The organism is Clavibacter michiganensis subsp. insidiosus (genome assembly GCF_002240565.1).
In the GTDB taxonomy this organism is placed as follows: domain Bacteria; phylum Actinomycetota; class Actinomycetes; order Actinomycetales; family Microbacteriaceae; genus Clavibacter; species Clavibacter insidiosus.
In genome coordinates this window covers 3,071,103-3,091,867 of sequence record NZ_MZMO01000001.1, presented here as the reverse complement: position 1 = coordinate 3,091,867, position 20,765 = coordinate 3,071,103, and the positions used below count along the sequence as shown (strand labels likewise).

Here is a 20,765-nt window from a genome sequence, read left to right as displayed (position 1 = left end):
CCACCGGATGGCGGAAGCGGGCGCCCGCCTACCCGGCCGCGGGCCCGGTGAGACGGATGCGCGGCGCCGGGGGAGCCGCCATCCCGGCGCCGATGAAGTAGCTCGGCTGCGGCGGCATGTCGTAGCCCGTGTTCTGCCACGCGACGCCGAGCCGGTACACCGGATCCTGCATGAGGGTGCGCAGGCGCATGTCGGACTGGTCGGTCGTCGCGTAGATGCGGAGCTCGTGCGAGTCGGCGCTGCGGACCACGACCTCCTCCCGCCAGTCGCCGAGCAGGTCGGCCTGCAGCATGGGGTTCACCTTGGTGCCGTTGTCGGTCAGGGCGCCGTCGGCCCGCAGGAGGACGTCCCGGTTCCGGGTCGTCCAGTTCCACTTGGTGATGACGGGCACCGCGGCGCCCGTCGCGGGGTCGTAGGTGCCGCCGAGCTGCTCGCGCAGCGGGTCCCCGTCCCAGAACACGGCGAACTTGGAGTCCGGGATGGCGTCCGTGATGAGGGTCCCGTCGGCGGCGCGGAGCTGCGGCGTGAGCGCGCCGGTCGCGTCCAGCCCGTAGGCCCACGACTCGGAGCCGGGGTACCGCGGGTCGACGTCGCCGGTGAGGCCGAAGCCCGTGTCCGCGTTCCCGGGGATGCTCCAGAGGATGCGCCCCGTGCGCGCGTCGCGCATGGTGGCGGCGCGGTTGCCGGAGTCCTGCATGTGCTCGTGGACGGCGAACGCCTCCAGCCCGGGGTTGCCGGGCACGAGGTCGCCCACGTGGATGGCGTCGCCGTGGCCGAGGCCGGTCGAGTAGAGGAGGGTCCCGTCGTCGTCGACCGTCATCGAGCCGAAGACGATCTCGTCCTTCCCGTCCCCGTCGACGTCCGCGACCGCGAGGTTGTGGTGACCCTGGCCGGCGGCCGCCCCCTGGCCCGGGGCGCTGCTGTCGAGCTTCCACCGCTCCGTCAGGTGGGTGCCGTCGAAGTCGTAGGCCGCGAGCGCCGTGCGCCCGTAGTAGCCGCGCGTCATCACCACGCTGGGGTGGGATCCGTCGAGGTACGCGGTGGCGGCGAGGAACCGGTCGACCCGGTTGCCGTAGGTGTCGCCCCAGGACCCGATGTCGCCGCGCGGCGGGTCGTACGGGACCGTGTCGATCGCCGCGCCCGTGAGCCCGGAGAACACGGTGAGGTACTCGGGGCCCGAGAGGACGTAGCCCTGGGCGTTCCGGTGGTCGGCCTGCGCGTCGCCGATGGTGCGCCCGGTGCCGTCGACGGTCCCGTCCGCGGTCTTCATCACGACCTCCGCCCGGCCGTCCCCGTCGTAGTCGTAGACCTGGAACTGCGTGTAGTGGGCGCCCGCGCGGATGTTCGGCCCGAGCGAGATGCGCCAGAGCCGGGTCCCGTCCATGCGGTACGCGTCGAGCAGCGCGGGGCCCGTGTAGCCGGCCTTGCCGTTGTCCTTGGAGTCGCTCGGATCCCACTTGACGAACAGCTCGTACCGGCCGTCGCCGTCTGCGTCGCCCACGCTCGTGTCGTTCGCGCTGTACGTGTAGGCCTCGCCCGTCGGCGTGGTGCCGCCGGCGGGCACGTCGAGGGGCACGGAGGCGTACGGCCCCGTCCGCACGCCGAAGGGCGCCGTGACGCGCTGCTCGACGCCGGCCAGGACGCTCGAGACGGTGTACCGCGATCCCGGACCGCCGCCGGCGTCGAGGAGATCCGTCGCCTGCGTGAGGGGCGTCGGGGTAATCCGCGTGCCGTCGCGATCCACCACGAAGGCGATGGAGTCGGGGTCGGTGCCCAGCATCCGCCACGACAGGTGCACGCCGCCCGGGACGACCGCGGCGTCCGGGGCGCGGTCCAGGCGCTCCATCTGGCGGAGCGGCGTGCCGGATCCAGCGGCGGCAGGCGCGGCGGTCGCGGCGGTCGCGGCGGTCGCAGCCGTCGCAGCGGTCGTAGCCGTCGCGGCTGCCGGCGCGGCCGACGCCGCCGGCACGGCCTGCGTGAGGGTGGCGCCGGTGAGCGCGAGGAGGGCGCCGACCACCAGGGCGCGGACGAGGGGACGGGACGTGGGCATGCGGACTCCGGGGAGGGGAGGGCGCGACCGGGGCTCGCGACGAGGGCGGGGAAGGCGCCGGGATCGGGGTCCCGCCGCCGGGGTCAGCGTAGGGAGCGCCGCGCTCCCGGCGGGCCGCTCCTCCCCAGGCCGCCGGGACCCCGTAATGGGCCGCACAGGTCAACCAGTGCCAGACTGGTGCGACGGGCGCATCCGCCCGACCGTCCTCCCGCACCGACGCGGATCCGCCTCCCCGAGCGCCCTCCGCCCGCGTCGAGATGCCCGACCCGCCGGTCGCGCATCCCACGCCCGCCCTGCGCCCGCCGAGCCGGGTCCCGCCCGCACCACCGCCGACGCGCGCGCCGGCACGAAAGGACTCGCGTCCATGTCCGACACCACCGCATCCGCCCGACCGGCGAAGGGCGGGGACGCCGCGCCCGCCGCGCCGGTCGTCTCCCGCCGCGCCTGGCAGGCGCTCATCGTGCTGCTCGCCGGCATGTTCATCGCGCTGCTCGACACCACCATCGTGAACGTGGCGCTGCCGACCATCCGCACGAGCCTCGACGCCTCCGAGTCGACGCTGAGCTGGATCATCTCCAGCTACGCGCTCGCGTTCGGCCTCGCGCTGATCCCCGCGGGCCGCCTCGGCGACCGCTACGGGCACAAGTGGGTGTTCGTGACGGGCATCGCGCTCTTCACGCTCGCCAGCCTCGCGTGCGGTGTGGCCCAGGACGACCTCCAGCTCGTGATCGCGCGCGTGGTGCAGGGGCTCGCCGGCGGGCTGTTCGTGCCCGCGGTGACCGCCTTTATCCAGCTGCTGTTCCCGCCGCAGGCGCGCGGCAAGGCGTTCGCCATCATGGGCGCCGTCATCGGCGTCTCGTCCGCGCTCGGCCCGATCGTGGGAGGCCTCATCATCCAGGCCGCGGGGGAGGAGTCGGGCTGGCGCCTGGTCTTCTTCGTGAACCTGCCCGTGGGCCTCGCGACCGTCATCGCCGCGATCTTCCTGCTCCCCAGCCGTCGGGTGGCCGAGGAGGTCGCGGGCGACGTGCGCGCGCAGTCCGGGCAGCGCGCGGGCGCGAAGCAGGGCGGATCCGCCCCGGCCGCCGCCCCCTCGGGCGTCGACCTCGTCGGCATCCTCCTCGTGAGCGCCGGCCTCGTGGCCCTGCTCGTGCCGCTCATCGACGGCCAGGACCAGGGCTGGCCGCTCTGGACCTACCTGTCGCTCGCGGGCGGCGTCGTGCTCCTCGCGCTCTTCGGGGCGTGGGAGGTCATGCAGACGAGGCGCTCGAAGGGCGTCCTCGTGCCGCCGCACCTGTTCTCGCACCCGGCCTTCACGGGCGGCGTGATCCTCGCGATGGTCTACTTCGCGGCCTTCACGAGCATCTTCTTCACCATCTCGATCCTGTGGCAGTCGGGTCTCGGCAACTCGGCGCTCGAGTCCGGGCTCGTCTCGATCCCGTTCGCCATCGGCAGCATCGTCGGCTCCTCGCAGAGCAACCGCCTCACGAACCGCCTCGGCCGCACCGTGCTCGTGATCGGCACCGCGCTCGTCAGCGTCGGCCTGATCTGGCTGTGGCTCGTGCTGCTGAACACGGCGGCCGCTGATCTGAACAGCTGGATGCTCCTCGTCCCGCTGCTGCTCGCGGGCATCGGCAACGGCCTCTTCATCGCGCCGAACGCGCAGTTCATCGTCGCGACGGTCGACCCCGCCGAGGCGGGCGCGGCGTCCGGTGTCATCGGCACCGTGCAGCGCGTCGGCTCGGCGGTCGGCATCGCGGTCATCGGCAGCGTGCTGTTCGCGGGCGTCGCCGGCGCCGGCATCCGCGGCCCGCAGATGGTGCCGCAGGCGTTCACCGACGCGTCGGCCTCGGCCATGGGCGTCAGCGCGATCTTCGCGGTCGTCGCGTTCGCGCTCGTGTTCGCCCTGCCGCGGCGGGTGTCGCGCGGGCACTGACGCGTACCGCTCCATCTCTCTCGCCGATCCGGATCCGTCCGGGTCGGCGAGAGCCGTTTCCGCGGGTGCGTTCCTCTTCTATGCGGCGGCGATCCGCGCCCTCAGCCGGGCGAGCGCCTCCGCCGCGCCCCGCAGCACCGCGATGTGGCCGTCGCCCGGCCGGATCACGAGCTCGGCACCCGGCACGCGGTCGGCCAGCCAGCGCGCGTGGGCGACCGGCGCGATCCGGTCGGCGTCGCCGTGCAGGAGGATCACCGGGACGGTCACGACCGCGAGGTCGACTCCCCAGTCGGCGACGAGCGCGAGGTCGTCGTCGACCATGCCGCCGAGGCCCGCGTCCAGGCCGTGCGACGCGACCCCGTTCAACCACGCCCAGTCGGTCTCCAACGCGCGGAGGTCGCCGTCGGTGAACATCGCCGGGTCGAACGCGGACGCGGCCAGCTCCTCCTCGAGCGCCTCGCGTCCGGCCACCGCGGCCCGCAGCTCCCGCTCGCCGCCCGCGTGCATGCCGGCGAACCAGTCGAGGCCCTCCGCGCGGATCGGCGCGAGGGCCGCCCCGCACAGCGCGCCGAGCACCCGCCCCGGGAGCGCGGCCGCGGCGGCCAGCGCGAGCACCGCGCCGCTCGAGTGCCCGAGCACGGCGAACCGGTCGACGCCCAACGCGTCGGCGACGGCCAGGTCATCGGCCACGATGATCGCGATGCTGCGGCCCGGGTGCCGGGTGGATCCGCCGTACCCCGGCCGGTCGTACGACACCCACCGGATCCCGCGGCCCTCCGTCGCCTCGACGAGCGGCGCGGGCGGCGGCCCCACGTTGGGCGTGCCGTGGTGGTAGACGACCACGAGGTCGGCGCCGTCGCCGGATCCCGTGTCGTAGCAGTGCAGCGTGCGGCCGTCGGGCAGCCGCAGGTCGGTCTCGGTGAGCATGGGCCGAGCGTAGGCGCGCGTGCGTGCGGCGGACAGGCCCGCGGCGCGACCCGGGCGCGCGCGTCGCACGGTGACAGGATCGGCACATGGACGAGGCGCAGCGCGGCGAGCTTCGGGAGCTGCGGCGTCGCGCCTACGGACCGCGGCCCGACCTGGACGACGCCGAGCTCGACCGGCTGCGGGAGCTCGAGGCGGGGCAGGGTGGCACGGCCGTCGCGTCGGCTTCGGTGCGGGCGGCCGCACCCGGCGCTCGGCCCGCGTCGCACCCCGCGGATCCCGCCCCCGAGGCGCGCGACCCGGCAGCGCACGACCCGGCGGCGGACCGCTCGGACGGCGACGACGCCCTCGCCTCCGGCCCACCCGCTCCGCGCCGCCGCCGCACCGCGATCCTCTGGGCCGCGTCCGTCCTCGTCGCGGTCGGCGCGACCGTCGCGCTCACCACCGGCCTCGCGTCGATGACGGGCCGCGACGTCGGGACCGTCGCGCTGGATCCCGACCGCCCCGTCCCCGACCGCTGGGACGACTGGTACCAGGTCGTCGCCCCGCAGTTCGCCCGCGGCACGGATCCCGTCGGCGGATGCGCGGCCGGGTCGTTCCCCGCCCGCGGCGTCCTCACGGTCACGGGCGACATGCCGGCCGAGCTCCGCGACGAGTTCCCCGAGGGCACGGCGCTCGAGTTCGTGCTCGAGGGCGGATCCGTGCGCGTCACCGCGGGCTAGCCGCGGCGGGCCCCCGCGTCAGGCCGGGTTCGACTTGAGCAGCCGGGTCACCGCGATCATCGCGCCGCCCACCACCGCCGGGATGCCGCCGCCGGGGTGCACCGACGCGCCGACCCGCCACAGCCAGGGCCGCCAGGGGTCGTTGTACGAGGGGCGGTGGAACGGCCCGCTCAGCCACGGAGGTCGCGCCGCGCCGTAGAGCGCGCCGTGCGGTTCGCCGCCCTCGCCGTAGTACCGCGGATCGAGCACGGTCTGCTCGTCGAGGAGGTCGGTGAGGGGCCGGTCGAGCCCCATCGCCGCCGAGACGCGGTCGACCTCGCGCCGCACGAAGGGGTGATCCGCCGTGTAGCGACGGCCGTCGGCGGGCGCGGTGAGCAGGATCCCGAGGGTGCTGCGCGGGTTCGGGTACACCTCGCCGGCGCGGTACTGGTTGACGAACACCATGGTGTCCGCCGGCTCGTCGCCCGCCTCGAGGCTGCGGTGCAGCGCCGCGGGCCGAGTGGGCAGCACCACGCTGTGCGTCGCGATCTCCGCGGGCAGCTCCTCCCGCAGCACGCCGTACACCGCGACGGCCGAGCAGGAGAGGGTGCGGGGGCGCAGGCGGGGGAGCGCCGGGATCCGCGACGGACCCGTCAGCGTGGCCAACCGGTCGGCGTCCAGGGCGCTGACGACGAGGTCGGCGGGGTAGCGGCCGGCCTCGGTGGTGACCGAGCCGCGCTCGATGCGGGTGACGGCCTCGCCGGTGCGGATCTCCACCCCGGCCGCCTCGGCCAGCCGGCCCAGCGCGAGCACGATCTCGTACACGCCGCCGCGCGGCACCCAGGCGCCGGTCTCCGCCATGATCGCCGGCATGCTCGCGTAGAGGGCCGGGGTGCGCGCGGGCGAGACGCCCGCGTTGAGGGTGTGGATCGCGATGATCTCGCGCAGCCCGTCGGGCAGCCACGGCAGGCCGTCGAGGTAGGCGCGCGTGGTGAGGCGCGAGCCGTAGACGTCCAGCAGCCGGCGCAGCGCCGGGAGGGCGGCCCGGTCGAGGGGGTCGGCGAGCAGCAGCTCCGTCACGTCGTCGGCGAGGGGCGCGTGCAGGTCGGAGAACCGCTTCCAGGCGGGGTACCAGGGGTGGTCGGGCGCCACCGGCAGCGAGGTCTCCTCGCCGTCGTAGTAGTAGCGGCCCACCTCGGGCATCCTCACCAGGTCGAGCGCGCCGGCGTCGCGGGTCCGCTCGGGCGCGCGCCCGCCGTCGCCGAGCCGCCGCAGCAGCTCGTCCCACACCGCCGGGAACGTCACCAGCGACGGTCCGGTGTCGATGCGGTCCTCGCCCAGCAGGATCCGACGGCTCTTGCCGCCGAGCTCGGGGGAGGCCTCGAGCAGAGTGACGCGGTGGCCCGCCTGCGCGAGCAGCGCGGAGGCGGTGAGCCCGCCCATCCCGCCGCCGACCACGACGACGCGGCTCACGGGGTGCCTCCCAGCACGATCGAGACCATGAGCAGCACCCCGGCGAACGTCCCCGCGATGTACGGGAAGGCGACCGACAGGCGGTAGAGGCGGTGGCCGGTCTCGGGCGTCGGATCGCGCAGCAGCGACACCACGAGGATCCCGGCGATGAGCAGGTTGAGGGCCGCCACCGGCACGCTCACCACGGCGAACAGCGCCGTCGAGACGATCCACCAGGCCCCGCTCCACACGGCCGTCCCGCGCGGGCCGAGCCGCACCGCGGTGGTGGTGATGCCCGCGTCGCGGTCCTCCACGATGTCCTGCACCGCGTCGAAGGCGTGCTTGGCCACGCTCCAGGCCATGAGGCCCAGGGCGGCGGGCCAGACCGGCGTCACCTCGAGGGCCGCCGGCACGATCACCAGGGGCAGCGCGTAGGCCGCGTTGCTCAGCGAGTCGAGGAAGGGTCGCGCCTTGAAGCGCAGCGGGGGCACGGAGTAGAAGACGAACACGCCGGCGTAGAGCAGGATCGCCGCGTTCGCGAGCGGCGGCAGCACGAGCAGGAAGCAGACGAGGAACGGGATGTTGACGGCGGCGACGGCCCACGCGATGAGCCGCACCTCGGACTGGCGGATCCGGGCGCCCTCGATGGAGCCCTTGCGCGGGTTGGCCGCGTCCGTGTCCTGGTCGTAGACGTCGTTCACGCCGTAGATGAGCAGGTTGAACGGCAGGGTCAGCCACAGGATGATCGGCAGGGCCCGCAGGTCGAAGAGCGCGCCGGTGAGCCAGATGGCCACGAGGCCGGACCCGATGGTGTTGATCCACAGCACCGGTCGCGAGATGAGCACGAGGCGGCGCGCGGCCACGATGATCTCGGAGGGCGTGCCACAGGACATGGTCTCGCTGCCGTCGGTCACTCGCACGAGCGTACGCGGTGGGCGCGGGCGTCGGCCTTACGGCTTCCGGGCCCAGACTGGGCGGATGCGCCTGATGCTGCTCACCGCCGGTACCCGGGGCGACGTGGAGCCCTTCGCGGCCCTGGCGCGACACGCCGCGTCCCGCGGTCACGAGGTGCGGCTCGCCCTGCCCGACGACGCGGTGGCGCCCGAGGGCGTGCACTGCGTGCGCCTCGACCTGGACGCGCAGCGGGTGCTCTCCCCTTCCGGCCGCACCCCCTGGGCCCTCGCGCACCACCTCCGCACGGAGGTGCGGCCCGCGATGCGGCGGATGATCGTCGCGGCGGTCCGCGAGACGGTCGCCTTCGAGCCCGACGTGGTGGTCCACCACCCCCTGATCCTCAGCGCGCCGATGGTGGCGGACGCGCTCGGCGTCCCGCGCGTGGTGGTGGAGTTCGCGCCGGTGGCCACCGCCAGCGCGCGCTTCCCCGCCGCCGGAGGTCCCACGGCCACCCGCGACCTCGGTGCGCGCAACCGCTCCACCTACGCGGTGCCGCGCGCCATCGCGCGCCTCTTCGACGGCGACGTCGCGCGCGCCGCGGCCGAGCTGCCGGGACGTCGTCGTCCGGACTTCCGTTCGCCGTCGCGCGCGACGCTCATGGCCGTGAGCCCGCAGCTGCTGTCGCGTCCCGACGACTGGCCGGAGCGGGTGCACCAGACGGGCGCCTGGTACGAGGAGGCGTCGGCGGCATCCCTGGACCCGGTCGTCGGCGGATTCCTCGGCGCCGGGCCCTACGTCGTCGCCTCGTTCGGTTCCATGGCGAAGGGCGACGCGTCGGCCCGCGGGCGCGCGATCGTCACGGCCGCCCGCGCCCACGGCCTGCGGGTGCTGGTCCTCACCGGGTGGGGCGGGCTCGCGCTGCCGGCGGAGTCGCGCGGACCCGACGTGCTGGTGGTGCGGTCGGCGCCGTTCGACCGGATCCTGCCGGGCGCGGCGCTCGCCGTGCACCACGGCGGTGCCGGCACCTCGCACGCCGTCGCCCGGGCGGGCGTGCCCGCGGTCGTCGTGCCCTTCATGGCCGACCAGCCGTTCTGGGCCGCTCACCTGCACCGGCAGGGGGTGGCCGCCGCCCCGATCCCGCTGCGCCGTCTGTCGGTCGACGCCCTCGTGTCCGCGATGGGCGACGCCCTGTCCCGGCGCGAGCGGGCGGCCGAGGCGGGCGGGCTCATGCGGCGGGATGGCGGGGTGCGGCAGGCGGTCGACGTGCTCGAGTCCCTCTGACCCGGCGACCGACCTGCCCCGGCGATCGGCCGCCAGCCCATCCCCGGCGGCGGTCAGTCGAGGATCGCGCGCATCCTCTCGTAGAACGGGGCGGGGTCGCCGGCCAGCGAGTCCTTCACCATGCGGCTCCAGCCGTCGACGACGACCTCGACGGATCCCGCGGCCACGCCGTCGAGCGACGCCCGGGCCACGTCGCGCGGGGCGATCATCGGGCCGTCGTAGCCGGCCATGATGTCGGTGTCGGCCGCCCCGAGGTGCACGCCCTGCACGAACGTGCCCTGCCCGGCGAGCTCCAGCCGCACCGCGTTGGTCATGTTCCACTCGGCCGCCTTCGCCGCCGCGTAGCCGCCGTTGCCGGAGGTCGAGAACCACGACAGCGCCGACAGGATGTTGACGATCGCGCCCCCGCCGTTGGCCGCGAGCACGGGCGCGAAGGCGCGGATCACGCCGAGCGTCCCGTAGAAGTGGGTGTCCATCTCGCGGCGGATCTCCGCCATGTCGCCCGTGATGAGCGCGGCGCCCGTCGAGATGCCCGCGTTGTTGACGACGAGCGTCACGTCCTGCGCGGCCTCGGCGGCGGCGCTCACGGATGCGGCGTCGGCGAGGTCGAGGCGCAGCACCTCGACGCCGGGGATGTCGATCGCCTCGGGCCGGCGCGCGGTCGCGTAGACCTTGCGGGCGCCGCGCTCGAGGAGCTCCTCGACGAAGGTGCGGCCGATGCCGCGGTTGGCGCCGGTGACGAGGGCGACCTGATCGGTGATGTCCATGCGTGATTCCTCCTGCCGCCCGCGCCGTTCGCGGGGTGCGGCGCGGCCTACGCTAGGAGTTGACGTCGACGTGAAGGGCAAGTCCGCCCGCGAGATCGACGTCTCCGACGGATCACGAGGGAAGAGGGCGGCATGCTGCGGATCGGCGACGTGGCGGGGCGAGCGGGCGTGAGCACCCGGGCGCTCCGGTACTACGAGGAGCAGGGCCTGCTGCCGGCCGAGCGCACCACGAGCGGCCAGCGCGTCTACCCGGAGACCGCCGTCGAGCGCGTGCAGCTCATCCAGCAGCTGTTCGCCGCGGGCCTCTCCAGTCGCACGATCCGCCAGCTGCTCCCGAGCGTCGACTCGGGCGTCGCGGCGCCCGAGTCGCTCGCGCTCCTCCGCTCCGAGCGCGACCGGATCACCGCCGCCATCGCCGAGCTCGAGCGCGCCCGCGAGGAGCTGACCCGCGTCATCGACATCTGCCTGCACCCGACCCCGGAGCACTGCCCGGCGCTGCGCGAGGGCGGGGCGGGGCACGAGCGGATGCACGCGGAGGTCGTCGCGGCGTGACCCGGCCGGTCGCTCGTGGAGAGCGCTACGCCCGCTCGTCCACCACGCCCACGAATCGGCTGCCGATCCCGTCGACCTCGCGGCGGGCGAGGCCGAGCGCGGGCTCCGGCAGCTCGTCGGGGGAGTGCCGCTCGCAGGAGAGGTAGGAGAACTCCGGCCACCACTTCTTCGGGCGCACGGCCTCGGTGAAGCCGCAGACCTCGCACGTGAGCTGCACCCAGACGGGGCGCTTGCCGGTCGCGTTCGCGCGGGACTGCGCGAGCCAGCCGGGCGGATCCTGGTCCATCGCGGCGATCTCGGACTCCGGGACGCGCCCCGGGATGCCGTGGCGCGTGGCCATCTCCAGCGGGATGCCCAGCCGCAGCGCGGCCTCTCGTCTCGTGATCATGTCGCTCCAGGGTACGCGCCGGCGCTCTTCCGCTGGGCATCGCCCTAGATGGATTGCGCACAACCTTGTTCCGTGGCAAGGTCGGAGCATGACCGGAACCGAGAGCTGCCCGCCCGCCGACGAGACCGCGCCGCCCGCGCGCATCGCCGACGAGCTGGTGTGCTTCTCGCTCTACACGGCGTCGCGATCCACGACCCAGGCGTACCGCGCGCTCCTCGCGCCGTGGGGCCTCACCTACCCGCAGTACCTCGTGCTGGTGCTGCTGTGGTCGGGCGACGACCGCACGGTCACCGAGCTCGGGCAGCAGCTCGACCTCGACTCGGGGACGCTGTCGCCGCTGCTCGCGCGGATGGAGGAGGCCGGCTTCATCACCCGCCGCCGCGTCTCCACCGACCAGCGCGTGGTCACGGTGTCGCTCGCCGAGCGCGGCCGCACTGTCCGGGCCGAGCTCGCGCACGTGCCCGCGGCGATCTTCCGCGGCATGGGCCTCGACCTCGACCGCGCTCGTCAGCTGCTCGCCACCCTGCACCTGCTGACCGCGGGCGTGCAGGACGCCACGGCCGAGGCGCTCGCGCACCCCGCGACGCGGCCGGCCGAGGCGTCGGCGCGCAGCCGCACCCCCTGATCCGCACCACCCATCCCCACCCACGGCCGCCACGAGCGGCCACGAACGGAAGGAACCGACATGGACGCCCTCTACACCGCGGAGGCCCTCGCCACGGGAGCCGGCCGCGACGGCCGCGTGGCCGTCAGCGACAGCGACCTCGCGCTCGACCTCTCCATCCCCAAGGCCATGGGCGGATCCGGCGAGGGCGCGAACCCCGAGCAGCTCTTCGCCGCCGGCTACGCCGCGTGCTTCCACTCCGCGCTGCAGGGCGTCGCCCGCGCGCGCAAGGTGAAGATCGCCGACTCGAGCGTCGGCAGCCGCGTGAGCATCGGATCCAACGGCCAGGGCGGGTACCAGCTCGCCGTGCACCTCGAGGTCGTCATCCCCGGGGTCGAGCACGACCTCGCCCAGGAGCTCGCCGACCAGGCCCACCAGGTCTGCCCGTACTCGAACGCGACCCGTGGCAACATCGAGGTCGTCGTCACGGTCTCGGACGACTGATGGCCGGCGTCGCCCGCACGTCCTTCCCGCGCACGGCCGCCCGCGTCGTGCTCGGATCGTTCCTCGCGTTCGCCGGGGTCTCGCACCTCACGGTCGCGCGCGAGGAGTTCCGCGCGCAGGTCCCGAAGTCGCTGCCGGTGCCCGAGGACGTGACCGTCGTCGGATCCGGCATCGTCGAGATCACGCTCGGCTCGGCCCTGCTGTTCGCGCGCTCGCGCCGCGGCCTCGCCGGCTGGGCGGCCGCCGCGTTCTTCACGGCGATCTTCCCGGGCAACATCGCGCAGTACGTGCACAAGCGCGACGGCTTCGGCCTCGACACCGACGGCAAGCGCCTCGGCCGCCTGTTCTTCCAGCCGGTGCTCATCGCGGTGGCGCTGTGGTCGACGGGGGCGCTGAAGAAGCGCTGATCCGCCGCACGCACGACGACGGCCACCGGATCCCCGCAGGGGGACCGGTGGCCGTCCGTCTTGACGGGCATGGGCATGCGTCGTCAGCATGGGCGCACCCGCATCGCCCGCGGTCCCTGCGTCTCGAAGGAGAGACCCATGCCCATGATCTTCGTCAACCTGCCCGTCACCGACCTGCCCCGCGCGATCGCCTTCTACGAGGCCGTCGGCTGCACCGTGAACCCCGACTTCACCGACGAGAACGCCGCGTGCCTCGTGGTCGAGGCCGACCGCAGCGCCTTCATGCTCCTCACGCGCGACTTCTTCCAGTCGTTCCTCGACGTGCCGGTGGGCGATCCGTCGTCGAGCGCCGCGGCGATCACCGCGGTCATGCTCGACAGCCGCGCCGACGTGGACGCGCGGGCGACCGCGGGCCTCGACGCCGGCGGATCCGAGCCCCGGCCGGCCGTCGACCTCGGGTTCATGTACCAGCGCCAGCTCCGCGATCCCGACGGGAACGTGATCGAGCTGGGGCACATGGAGCCGATCCCGGCGGGCGGCGTGCCGGACGCGGAGAGCGCCGCCCGCTGACGACCGTCGCTACCGCAGCATCCGTAGGAACGCCGTGATGTCGTCCGCCAGCAGCCCCGGCTCCTCGTGCGGCGCGAAGTGGCCGCCGCGCGGCATGGTCGTGTATCGGACGACGTCGTAGGTGCGCTCGGCCCAGCTCCGGGGCGGGTGCACCAGGTCATGCGGGAAGACGGCGACCGCGGTCGGCACCTCCACGCGCTCCACCGGGGCGGTGCGGCCGGAGCCGGACGCGAAGTACGGGCGGAGCGAGGTGCCGATGGATCCGGTGAACCAGTAGAGCGACGCCAGCGTCAGCAGGTGGTCGTCACGGAACACGCGGGACACGTCGCCGCCGCAGTCGCTCCACGCGCGGTGCTTCTCGAGGATCCACGACAGCAGCCCGACGGGCGAGTCCTGCAGCGCGGGCGCGAGCGTCAGCGGACGCGTCCGCTGCTGGTGCTCGTAGCCGCCCTCGGTCGCCTCCCACGCACGCACCTCGTCCACGTGGACGCGCTCCTCGTCCGTGAGCGTCGCCTCGTCGAGGTCCCGCGGGGCGGCGACCGCCATCAGGTGGATCCCCGCCACCGCCTCCGGGTGCGCTTCCGCCAGCCGCGACGTGATCCCCGCGCCGAGGTCGCCGCCGTGCGCCGCGTACCGCGCGAAGCCCAGCTCCTCGGTCATCAGCCGGTGCCAGAGCTCGTGGGTCTGCTCGTCGATGCGCGGCCGCTGCGGCGAGAGCGGGAAGCCGGGAAGCGCGGGCACGATGACGGTGACGGCGTCGGCGGGGTCGCCGCCGAAGCGGGACGGCTGCGACAGGCGCTCGGCGAGCGGCACCATCTCGAGCGCGGAGCTCGGCCAGCCGTTCGTGAGGACGATCGGCAGGCCGCCGGCGCGCTCGGCGTCGAAGCGCAGGTAGGAGATCGGCGTGCCGTCGAGGTCGGCGACCGCCCACGGCAGCGCGCGGATCTCCCGCTCGCGCGCCCGCCAGTCGAACCCGTCGGCCCAGACAGCAGCGAGGCGTCGCAGTGTCGCCTGGTCGGTGCCAGCCTCCCACGGCTCGACCGGCCACTCCGGCGCCCAGCGGGTGCGGCGGATCCGGTCGCGCAGGTCGTCGAGGTCGGCGTCGGTGACGTGCAGCGGGAGCGGGTGGGTCATGCGGATCCTGACGTGGCGGGCGGGCGCGGTCCCCTCATGATCCCGCGCACCTCCGACGGGATCTATGTCCGCCGCCGCCGCGCCATCACCGCGCGCTGCAGCAGCACGAAGACCAGCAGGATCCCGCCCGTGATGATCGTGGTCGCCTCGGGCGGGATGCCGCCGTCGCGCGTGATGAGCACGTTCATCAGGCCGAGCATGAGCGCGCCGACGACCGAGCCGAGCACGAAGCCGACGCCGCCCGTGAGGAGGGTGCCGCCGATCACGGTCGCGGCGATCGCGTCGAGCTCCCAGCCGATGCCGGTGATGTTCTGCGCGCTGCCGAGCCGGGCCGTGTAGATCACCGAGGCGAGGCCGGCGAGCGTGCCGCTGATCACGTAGACGGCGAGCTTGGTGCGGCGAACGGGCAGGCCCATGAGCGCGGCCGACTGCTCGGATCCGCCGGTCGCGTACACGGTGCGGCCGAGGCGCGTGCGGTGCAGCACGAAGAACGCGACCGCCACCACCACGAGCGCGATGAGCACGCCCGGCGTCGTCACGACGTCATTGACCTTCGGGCCGTCGACCACCTTCATGTTCGTGGCGAGCGAGCGCAGCGGCGACGCGTCGTCGAGGCGCTCGGGCACGGTGCTGAGGATGGAGGCGAGGCCGCGGCCGAGGAACATCATCGCGAGCGTCGCGATGAACGGCTGCACGTCGAAGAACTGGATCAGCACGCCCGAGACGACGCCGGATGCCGTGCCGATGAGGATCATCAGCACCATCACCACCCAGGGGTCCCAGCCCGCGTTCGCGAGCAGCACGCCCGCGACGCTGCTGGCGGCGACGATCGCGCCGACGGACAGGTCGATGCCGCCCGTGAGGATCACGAAGGTGAGGCCCACCGCCAGCACGATGACGTGCGCGTTGTTGATGAGCAGGTTCGACAGCGTCGCGGCCTGCAGGATGCGGCCGTACGCGATCTCGCCGTACGCCAGCATCGCCAGCAGGATCACCAGGGCGGCGACCGTCGGCAGCGAGTCGAGCCGGAGGCGCAGGCGGCGGCGCGGCGGCCGGGATGCGGTGCCGGGTCCCGGCGCGGGCGTCGGGGTCAGGGGCGGCTGGATCGTCGTGGCGCTCATGCGGGCACGGCCTCCTTCTCGGTCGGCACGGGGGTGGGCGCCGCCGGGCGGCGCCTGGTGAACAGCGCGCGGACGCGCCGGGACTGCAGGAGCACGATCGCGACGATCACGATCGCCTTGAACGCCGGCGTGGCCGACGACGATATGCCGAGGAACACGACGGTCTTGTCGAGGGTCGCGATGAGGAGCGCGCCGACGGCGGCCCCGAGCAGGTGGAACTTGCCGCCCGCGAGCGAGGTGCCGCCGATCACGACCGCGAGGATCGCGTCGAGCTCCAGCTGGTAGCCGGTGCGGGAGACGTCGACCGTCATGACGCTGGCGGTGGCGAAGATCCCCGCGACGCCCGCGAGCAGGCCGCTCGCGATGTAGGCGGTGAACAGGAGCGCGCGGCGGTCGAGGCCCGCGAGGCGCGCGGCTTGGGGATCCATGCCGATCGCCTCGATCATGAGGCCGAGCGCGCTCCGCCGCACGAGCACGGCCACGCCGATCGTGATCAGCACGGCCAGCAGGAACACCACCGGCAGCCCCACGAGGTAGCCGTTCGCGACCCAGCGGAACGGCTCGTTGGCGGCGGCCGTGTTCTGGCCCGCCGTGATGACCTTCGCGAGGCCGCGGCCGGCGAGCATGATCACGAGCGTGCTGATGAACGGCTGCAGCCCCACGACCGAGACGAGCATGCCGTTGACCGCGCCGAGGATCCCGGCGATGAGGAGCGCGAGGCCCATCGCGCCGAGCGCGACGCCGAGCGAGTCGGATCCGGCGGCCTTGAGGAACTCCATGGAGACGGCGCCGGCGACCACCATGATCGAGCCGACGCTGAGGTCGATGCCGCCCGTGGCGACCACGAGGCACATGCCGACCGCGATCATGAGCACGGGCGCGGCGGCCCGGAGGATGTCGACGAGGTTGCCCACCAGGTTCCCCGTGTCCGGGTTCACCGACAGCGCGAGGTAGCCGGGGTCCTTCGCCACGTTGATCGCCAGCAGCAGCACGATCGCGACCGTGCCCCAGAACCAGGGCCGGTGCAGCACGTCGCCGAGCGGGCGCGCGCTCCGCTTCGCGGGGGTGGTGTCGCTCATCGTGCGGCCTCCTCGGGCGCGGTGGGGTGGGCGGTGTCGGGCACAGTCTCGAGCGCGATGTCGGAGACACCCTCCTCCGCGATGGCGGCGACGATGGACTGGGCCGTCACGTCGGGTCCCGCCTCCAGCTCGGCGATCTTGCGGTGGTCCTTGAGCACGACGATCCGGTCGCTGAGCCGCACCACCTCCTCGAGCTCCGAGGAGATGAAGACGACGGCGACGCCCGTGTCGGCGAGGGCCGCGACCTGCTCTTGGATCTCCGCCTTCGCGCCCACGTCGATCCCGCGGGTCGGCTCGTCGAGGATCAGCAGCTCCGGCTCGGTCGCGAGCCACCTGCCGAGCAGCACCTTCTGCTGGTTGCCGCCGGACAGGTTGCGGATGGGCCGGTCGGGATCCGCGGGCCGCACGTTGAGCTCGGTGAGGTACTTCGCGACGATGCGGTCCTTCTCCTTGCGCGCCAGGGGACGTGCCCAACCGCGCTTCGCCTGCACGGCGAGCACGAGGTTCTCCCGCACGCTGAGGTCGCGGATGATCCCCTCGTCGCGGCGGTTCTCGCTCGAGAACGCGATGCGGTGCCTCAGCGCCTTCGCGGGGGAGGAGATCGCGACGGTCCGGCCGTCCATGGTCACGGATCCGGTGTCGGGCCGGTCGACGCCGTAGAGGAGGCGCGCGAGCTCGGTGCGGCCGGATCCCAGCAGCCCGGCGAGGCCCACGACCTCGCCGCGGCGGAGCTCCACGTCGGTCGCGTCGAGCGAGCCCTTCCGGCCGATCCCGGTGGCCCGGTACACGGGCTCGCCGTCGGCCACCTGCCGCGAGGCGCGCTCGCGGTCGAGGGAGCGGAGGGCCTGCAGGTCCTTGCCGATCATCAGGGCGATGAGCCCGGCCCGGTCGATGTCGCGCGTGAGGTGCTCGCCCACGAGCCTCCCGTTGCGGAGCACCGTGAGGCGGTCGCTGATCGCGAAGACCTGGTCGAGGAAGTGGGAGACGAAGAGGATGGCGACGCCCTCGTCGCGGAGGCGGCGCATCACGCGGAAGAGGCCCTCGACCTCGTCGGCGTCGAGGCTGGAGGTCGGCTCGTCGAGGATCAGCACGCGGGCGTCGACGACGGTCGCGCGGCTGATGGCGACGAGCTGCTGCAGCGCGAGGCTGAGCGAGGAGAGCGGGGTGCGCGGATCCAGGTGCCCGAGCCCCACGCGCGCCAGCACCTCGGAGGCGGCGGCGTGCGTGCCCTTCCAGTCGATGCCGAACCGGCCGCGCCGCTCGTGGCCGAGCATGACGTTCTCGCCGATGGTGAGGTTCCCGCAGAGGTTGACCTCCTGGTAGACCGTGGAGATCCCGGCGGACTGCGCGTCGGCGGTGCCGGAGAGGCGGCGCTCGGTGCCGGCGACGACCACGCGGCCGGAGTCGATCCCGTACACGCCCGTGAGCGCCTTGATGAGCGTCGACTTCCCGGCGCCGTTCTCGCCCATGAGCGTGTGGACCTCGCCCGGGAAGAGCCTCAAGCTCACCCCGTCGAGCGCCTTGACGCCGGGGAAGGAGATGGTGATGCCCTGCATTTCGACGATCGGGCTGGGTGCCTGCATGGCGCGTGCTCCGTTCCTCCGCCGGCGTCGTCGCCGGGCGGGTGGGCGGCGGGGCGGATGGTCCGCCCCGCCGCGGGTGTCCGTGCGGGCGGGTCAGAACTTCCGGTCGGGCAGCGCGGTGGCGGCCTTCTCGGGCGAGTCGAACACGTCGGACGGGACGACGATCGACGACTCGACGCTCTCGCCGTCGAGCAGCGCCTGCACGGCCTCGAGCGCGGTGCCGCCGAACAGCGGGTTGTACTCGGCGACGAAGCTGAGCTTCCCGTCGGCCAGCGCCTGCAGCGCGTTCTTCGTGCCGTCGATGGTCGCGATCTTCACGTCCTCGCCGGGCGGGAGGCCCGCCTCCTCGACGGCCTGGACGGCGCCGAGGCCCATCTCGTCGTTCTGCGCGAAGACCATCTGCACGTCGTTCGCGTTCGACTTGAGCACGGTCTCGAAGACGCTCTTCGCCTCCTCGGTGGACCAGTTGGCGGTCTGCGCGCCGACCTTCGTGAAGGAGCCCTCGGCGCCGATGACCTCGTCCCAGCCCTCGTTGCGCTCGTTGACGACCGAGACGCCGGCCGGGCCCTCGAGGGTGAAGTACTTGCCGCCCTCGGGCAGCGCGGTCTTCGCCCAGTCGGCGACCGACGAGCTGACGGCGATGTTGTCGGGCGCGATGCGGGTCGCGTAGAGCGAGTCGTCGTCCGGCTCGATGCCGCGGTCGATGAGGACCACGGGGATCTCGGCCTCCTTGGCGCGCTCGAGCGAGTCCTCCCAGCCGGATCCCTCGGTGGCCGAGAGCAGGATCACGTCGACGCCCTCGTCGACGAACGACGTGAACGCGTCGATCTGCGACTTCTGGTCGTTGTTGGTGGCGGGCGCGTACTTGAGGTCGAACCCGGCCTCCTTCGTGAAGGTGTCCTGGATGTCCTTCTCGTTGGCCTGGCGCCAGGCGCCCTCGGGGCCGACCGCGACGAAGCCGACGGTGGCCGTCTCGCCGCCGCTGTCCGCGGCGCCGCCCGCCGTGGATCCGGTGCCGGAGTTGCTGCTGCAGGCCGCGAGGCCGAGGGCGATGGCCCCGGCTGCGGCGATGGTGGCGATGCGCCTCTTCGTGGACATGTATCTCCTCCTTGAGATGGCGGGACGTCGGCGTCCCGTTCCGGTCCTCGGGGACCGGACGTCGCGGTTCGCGGGGTGCTGCCGCGTGCTCGGGATGTTACCGGTAACAGTTCCGGCGGCACAAGGGTGCAGGAGTTGCGATCGCGCCTCAGCGCCGGGGCGGCTCCGGCAGGTCCAGTAGCTCCGGCAGCTCCGGCAGCGGGAAGTCCCCCTCGTCGTCCTCCTCGGCGGGCGCCGCGATCAGCTCGACGAGCGTGTCGACCGTCACGCCCGGCCCGTTGGCCAGCTCGCCGATCTTCTCCCGGTCCTTGAGCACGACGATCCGGTCGCTCACGCGCACGAGCTCGTCGAACGCGCTGGAGATGAACACCACGGCCACGCCTTCGAGCGCGAGCTGCGCGATGTGCGCCTGGATGTCGACCTTCGCGCGGATGTCGACGCCGCGGGTCGGCTCGTCGAGGATCAGCACGCGCGGCCGGATCGCCAGCCAGCGCGCGAGCAGCACCTTCTGCTGGTTGCCGCCGGAGAGCTCGCCGGCGGGCGTCGCGGGATCCGCCGGCGTGATGCCGAAGTGCTCGATGTGCCGCTCGACGAGGTCCTGGCGCTCGGCCTTCGAGAGCGGATGCGCCCAGCCGCGCAGCGCCTGCAGGGTGAGCACGATGTTCTCCCGCACGCTCAGCTCGCCGATGAGGCCCTCGGCGCCGCGGTCCTCCGCGGAGAGCGCGACGCGGTTCCGCAGCGCGTCGGCCGGCCGGTCGATCACCACGTCGCGCCCGCCGAGCGTCACCACGCCGCCGTCGGCCCGGTCGGCGCCCGCGAGCAGGCGCGCGAGCTCGGTGCGGCCGGATCCGCGGAGCCCGGCGATGCCGACCACCTCGCCCGGGTGCAGCTCGAGGTCGACGGGTCGCAGCATCCCGCGACGTCCCACGCCGGCGGCGCGGTACAGCGGCGGTCCGACCGGATCCACGCGGTGCGCCCGCCGCTCCGAGCCGATGCGCGTGAGGTGCGCCACGTCCGAGCCGATCATGCGCGCGATCAGCTCGGCCCGGTCGATCTCGTGCGGCAGGTGGTCGCTCACCTTCACGCCGCCGCGGAGGACCGTCATCCGGTCGCTGAGCGCCAGCACCTGCTCGAGGAAGTGGGAGACGAAGAGGATCGCGACGCCCTGGTCGCGGAGGCGCCGGATCACCTGGAAGAGGCGCGCGACATCGTTGGCGTCGAGGCTCGAGGTGGGCTCGTCGAGCACCAGGACGCGCGGCCGGTCGACCATGGCGCGGGCGATGGAGACGAGCTGGCGGCTGGCGGGGGAGAGGTCGGCGAGGCGGTCGCGGGGGTCGAGGTCGGCGAGGCCGAGCTCCGCGAGCATGGCGGCGGCGCGCGCGTGGGTGGCGCGCCAGGAGATGCCGAGGCGGCCGTGCGCCTCGTGCCCGAGCATCACGTTCTCGCCGACGCTGAGGTTCTCGACCAGGTGCGACTCCTGGAACGCGGCCTGGATCCCGAGGGCGCGCGCGTCGGCCGGCCCGCCGAGCCGCACGGGCTCGCCGTCGACGAGGATCTCGCCCGCCTCGATGCGGTGCACCCCGAGCAGCGCCTTGATGAGCGTCGACTTGCCTGCGCCGTTCTCGCCGAGGAGCGCGTGCACCTCGCCGGGGTGGAGGTCGAGGTCGACGCCGTCGAGCGCGACGCCGTTCGGGAAGGCGACGGTGATGCCCCGCATGCGCAC

20 protein-coding genes are annotated in these 20,765 nt (G+C 73.8%); 8 read left to right on the top strand and 12 right to left on the bottom strand.

All coding sequences use genetic code 11. The features are described 5' to 3' along the window. Positions 1 to 28: 28 nt before the first annotated feature. On the bottom strand, positions 29 to 2,050 hold the full coding sequence (locus tag B5P21_RS14955) for a rhamnogalacturonan lyase (protein WP_080939259.1): 2,022 nt from the start codon (positions 2,048 to 2,050) through the stop codon (positions 29 to 31). Positions 2,051 to 2,414: 364 nt separating this feature from the next. On the opposite strand from B5P21_RS14955, the gene B5P21_RS14950 reads away from it, so the two are divergent. Next, entirely contained in the window at positions 2,415 to 3,983 is a 1,569-nt protein-coding gene (locus tag B5P21_RS14950; protein ID WP_094171337.1) for an MFS transporter, read from the top strand. A gap of 78 nt (positions 3,984 to 4,061) precedes the next feature. Here B5P21_RS14950 and B5P21_RS14945 read toward each other — a convergent pair whose 3' ends face one another. Further along, complete coding sequence (locus B5P21_RS14945; protein WP_045530105.1) at positions 4,062 to 4,910, bottom strand: alpha/beta fold hydrolase; 849 nt, start codon at positions 4,908 to 4,910, stop codon at positions 4,062 to 4,064. 86 nt (positions 4,911 to 4,996) lie between these two features. On the opposite strand from B5P21_RS14945, the gene B5P21_RS14940 reads away from it, so the two are divergent. Continuing rightward, complete coding sequence (locus B5P21_RS14940) at positions 4,997 to 5,629, top strand: hypothetical protein (RefSeq protein ID WP_045526449.1); 633 nt, start codon at positions 4,997 to 4,999, stop codon at positions 5,627 to 5,629. 18 nt (positions 5,630 to 5,647) lie between these two features. Here the strand turns inward: B5P21_RS14940 and B5P21_RS14935 are convergent, their stop codons facing one another. Next, positions 5,648 to 7,081: a phytoene desaturase family protein gene (locus tag B5P21_RS14935; protein ID WP_045526450.1), complete on the bottom strand. Its 1,434-nt coding sequence runs from the start codon at positions 7,079 to 7,081 to the stop codon at positions 5,648 to 5,650. After that, on the bottom strand, positions 7,078 to 7,953 hold the full coding sequence (locus tag B5P21_RS14930) for a UbiA family prenyltransferase (RefSeq protein ID WP_094171440.1): 876 nt from the start codon (positions 7,951 to 7,953) through the stop codon (positions 7,078 to 7,080). The genes B5P21_RS14935 and B5P21_RS14930 overlap by 4 nt, the downstream gene beginning before the upstream one ends. Before the next feature lie 85 nt (positions 7,954 to 8,038). Between B5P21_RS14930 and B5P21_RS14925 the strand changes: the two genes are divergently transcribed. Continuing rightward, entirely contained in the window at positions 8,039 to 9,235 is a 1,197-nt protein-coding gene (locus B5P21_RS14925) for a glycosyltransferase (protein WP_094171336.1), read from the top strand. Between the two features lie 53 nt (positions 9,236 to 9,288). On the opposite strand, the gene B5P21_RS14920 is transcribed toward B5P21_RS14925, so the two are convergent. Further along, complete coding sequence (locus B5P21_RS14920; protein ID WP_045526452.1) at positions 9,289 to 10,002, bottom strand: SDR family oxidoreductase; 714 nt, start codon at positions 10,000 to 10,002, stop codon at positions 9,289 to 9,291. 132 nt (positions 10,003 to 10,134) lie between these two features. Between B5P21_RS14920 and B5P21_RS14915 the strand changes: the two genes are divergently transcribed. Next, positions 10,135 to 10,554 (top strand): MerR family transcriptional regulator, encoded by a 420-nt coding sequence (locus B5P21_RS14915; RefSeq protein ID WP_045526453.1) that lies wholly within the window; start codon positions 10,135 to 10,137, stop codon positions 10,552 to 10,554. A gap of 25 nt (positions 10,555 to 10,579) precedes the next feature. Here the strand turns inward: B5P21_RS14915 and B5P21_RS14910 are convergent, their stop codons facing one another. Continuing rightward, positions 10,580 to 10,942, bottom strand: coding sequence for a hypothetical protein (locus B5P21_RS14910; RefSeq protein ID WP_045526454.1), 363 nt, complete (start codon positions 10,940 to 10,942; stop codon positions 10,580 to 10,582). A gap of 88 nt (positions 10,943 to 11,030) precedes the next feature. Between B5P21_RS14910 and B5P21_RS14905 the strand changes: the two genes are divergently transcribed. From B5P21_RS14905 to B5P21_RS14890, 4 genes are all read left to right on the top strand, one after another. Continuing rightward, the gene (locus tag B5P21_RS14905) at positions 11,031 to 11,567 is read left to right on the top strand and encodes a MarR family winged helix-turn-helix transcriptional regulator (RefSeq protein ID WP_172457205.1); all 537 of its coding nucleotides are present in this window, start codon (positions 11,031 to 11,033) and stop codon (positions 11,565 to 11,567) included. Between the two features lie 60 nt (positions 11,568 to 11,627). After that, positions 11,628 to 12,050: an organic hydroperoxide resistance protein gene (locus B5P21_RS14900; protein WP_011931635.1), complete on the top strand. Its 423-nt coding sequence runs from the start codon at positions 11,628 to 11,630 to the stop codon at positions 12,048 to 12,050. Next, the gene (locus B5P21_RS14895; RefSeq protein WP_045526455.1) at positions 12,050 to 12,457 is read left to right on the top strand and encodes a DoxX family protein; all 408 of its coding nucleotides are present in this window, start codon (positions 12,050 to 12,052) and stop codon (positions 12,455 to 12,457) included. The genes B5P21_RS14900 and B5P21_RS14895 overlap by 1 nt, the downstream gene beginning before the upstream one ends. 138 nt (positions 12,458 to 12,595) lie before the next feature. Continuing rightward, on the top strand, positions 12,596 to 13,027 hold the full coding sequence (locus tag B5P21_RS14890; RefSeq protein WP_045526456.1) for a VOC family protein: 432 nt from the start codon (positions 12,596 to 12,598) through the stop codon (positions 13,025 to 13,027). A gap of 9 nt (positions 13,028 to 13,036) precedes the next feature. Here the strand turns inward: B5P21_RS14890 and B5P21_RS14885 are convergent, their stop codons facing one another. The 6 genes from B5P21_RS14885 to B5P21_RS14860 form a co-directional block, all read right to left on the bottom strand. Beyond that, the gene (locus B5P21_RS14885) at positions 13,037 to 14,161 is read right to left on the bottom strand and encodes an epoxide hydrolase family protein (RefSeq protein WP_045526457.1); all 1,125 of its coding nucleotides are present in this window, start codon (positions 14,159 to 14,161) and stop codon (positions 13,037 to 13,039) included. A gap of 62 nt (positions 14,162 to 14,223) precedes the next feature. Continuing rightward, a complete protein-coding gene (locus B5P21_RS14880) occupies positions 14,224 to 15,282 on the bottom strand; it encodes an ABC transporter permease (RefSeq protein ID WP_080939260.1) in 1,059 nt (352 codons plus the stop codon). Beyond that, positions 15,279 to 16,361, bottom strand: coding sequence for an ABC transporter permease (locus B5P21_RS14875; RefSeq protein ID WP_045526458.1), 1,083 nt, complete (start codon positions 16,359 to 16,361; stop codon positions 15,279 to 15,281). Before B5P21_RS14875 ends, B5P21_RS14880 begins: the two co-directional genes overlap by 4 nt. Next, a complete protein-coding gene (locus B5P21_RS14870) occupies positions 16,358 to 17,944 on the bottom strand; it encodes a sugar ABC transporter ATP-binding protein (RefSeq protein ID WP_045526459.1) in 1,587 nt (528 codons plus the stop codon). The genes B5P21_RS14875 and B5P21_RS14870 overlap by 4 nt, the downstream gene beginning before the upstream one ends. Positions 17,945 to 18,037: 93 nt before the next feature. Then, the gene (locus tag B5P21_RS14865; protein ID WP_094171335.1) at positions 18,038 to 19,042 is read right to left on the bottom strand and encodes an ABC transporter substrate-binding protein; all 1,005 of its coding nucleotides are present in this window, start codon (positions 19,040 to 19,042) and stop codon (positions 18,038 to 18,040) included. A gap of 148 nt (positions 19,043 to 19,190) precedes the next feature. Beyond that, a complete protein-coding gene (locus B5P21_RS14860) occupies positions 19,191 to 20,759 on the bottom strand; it encodes a sugar ABC transporter ATP-binding protein (RefSeq protein WP_045530109.1) in 1,569 nt (522 codons plus the stop codon). Positions 20,760 to 20,765: the final 6 nt, after the last annotated feature.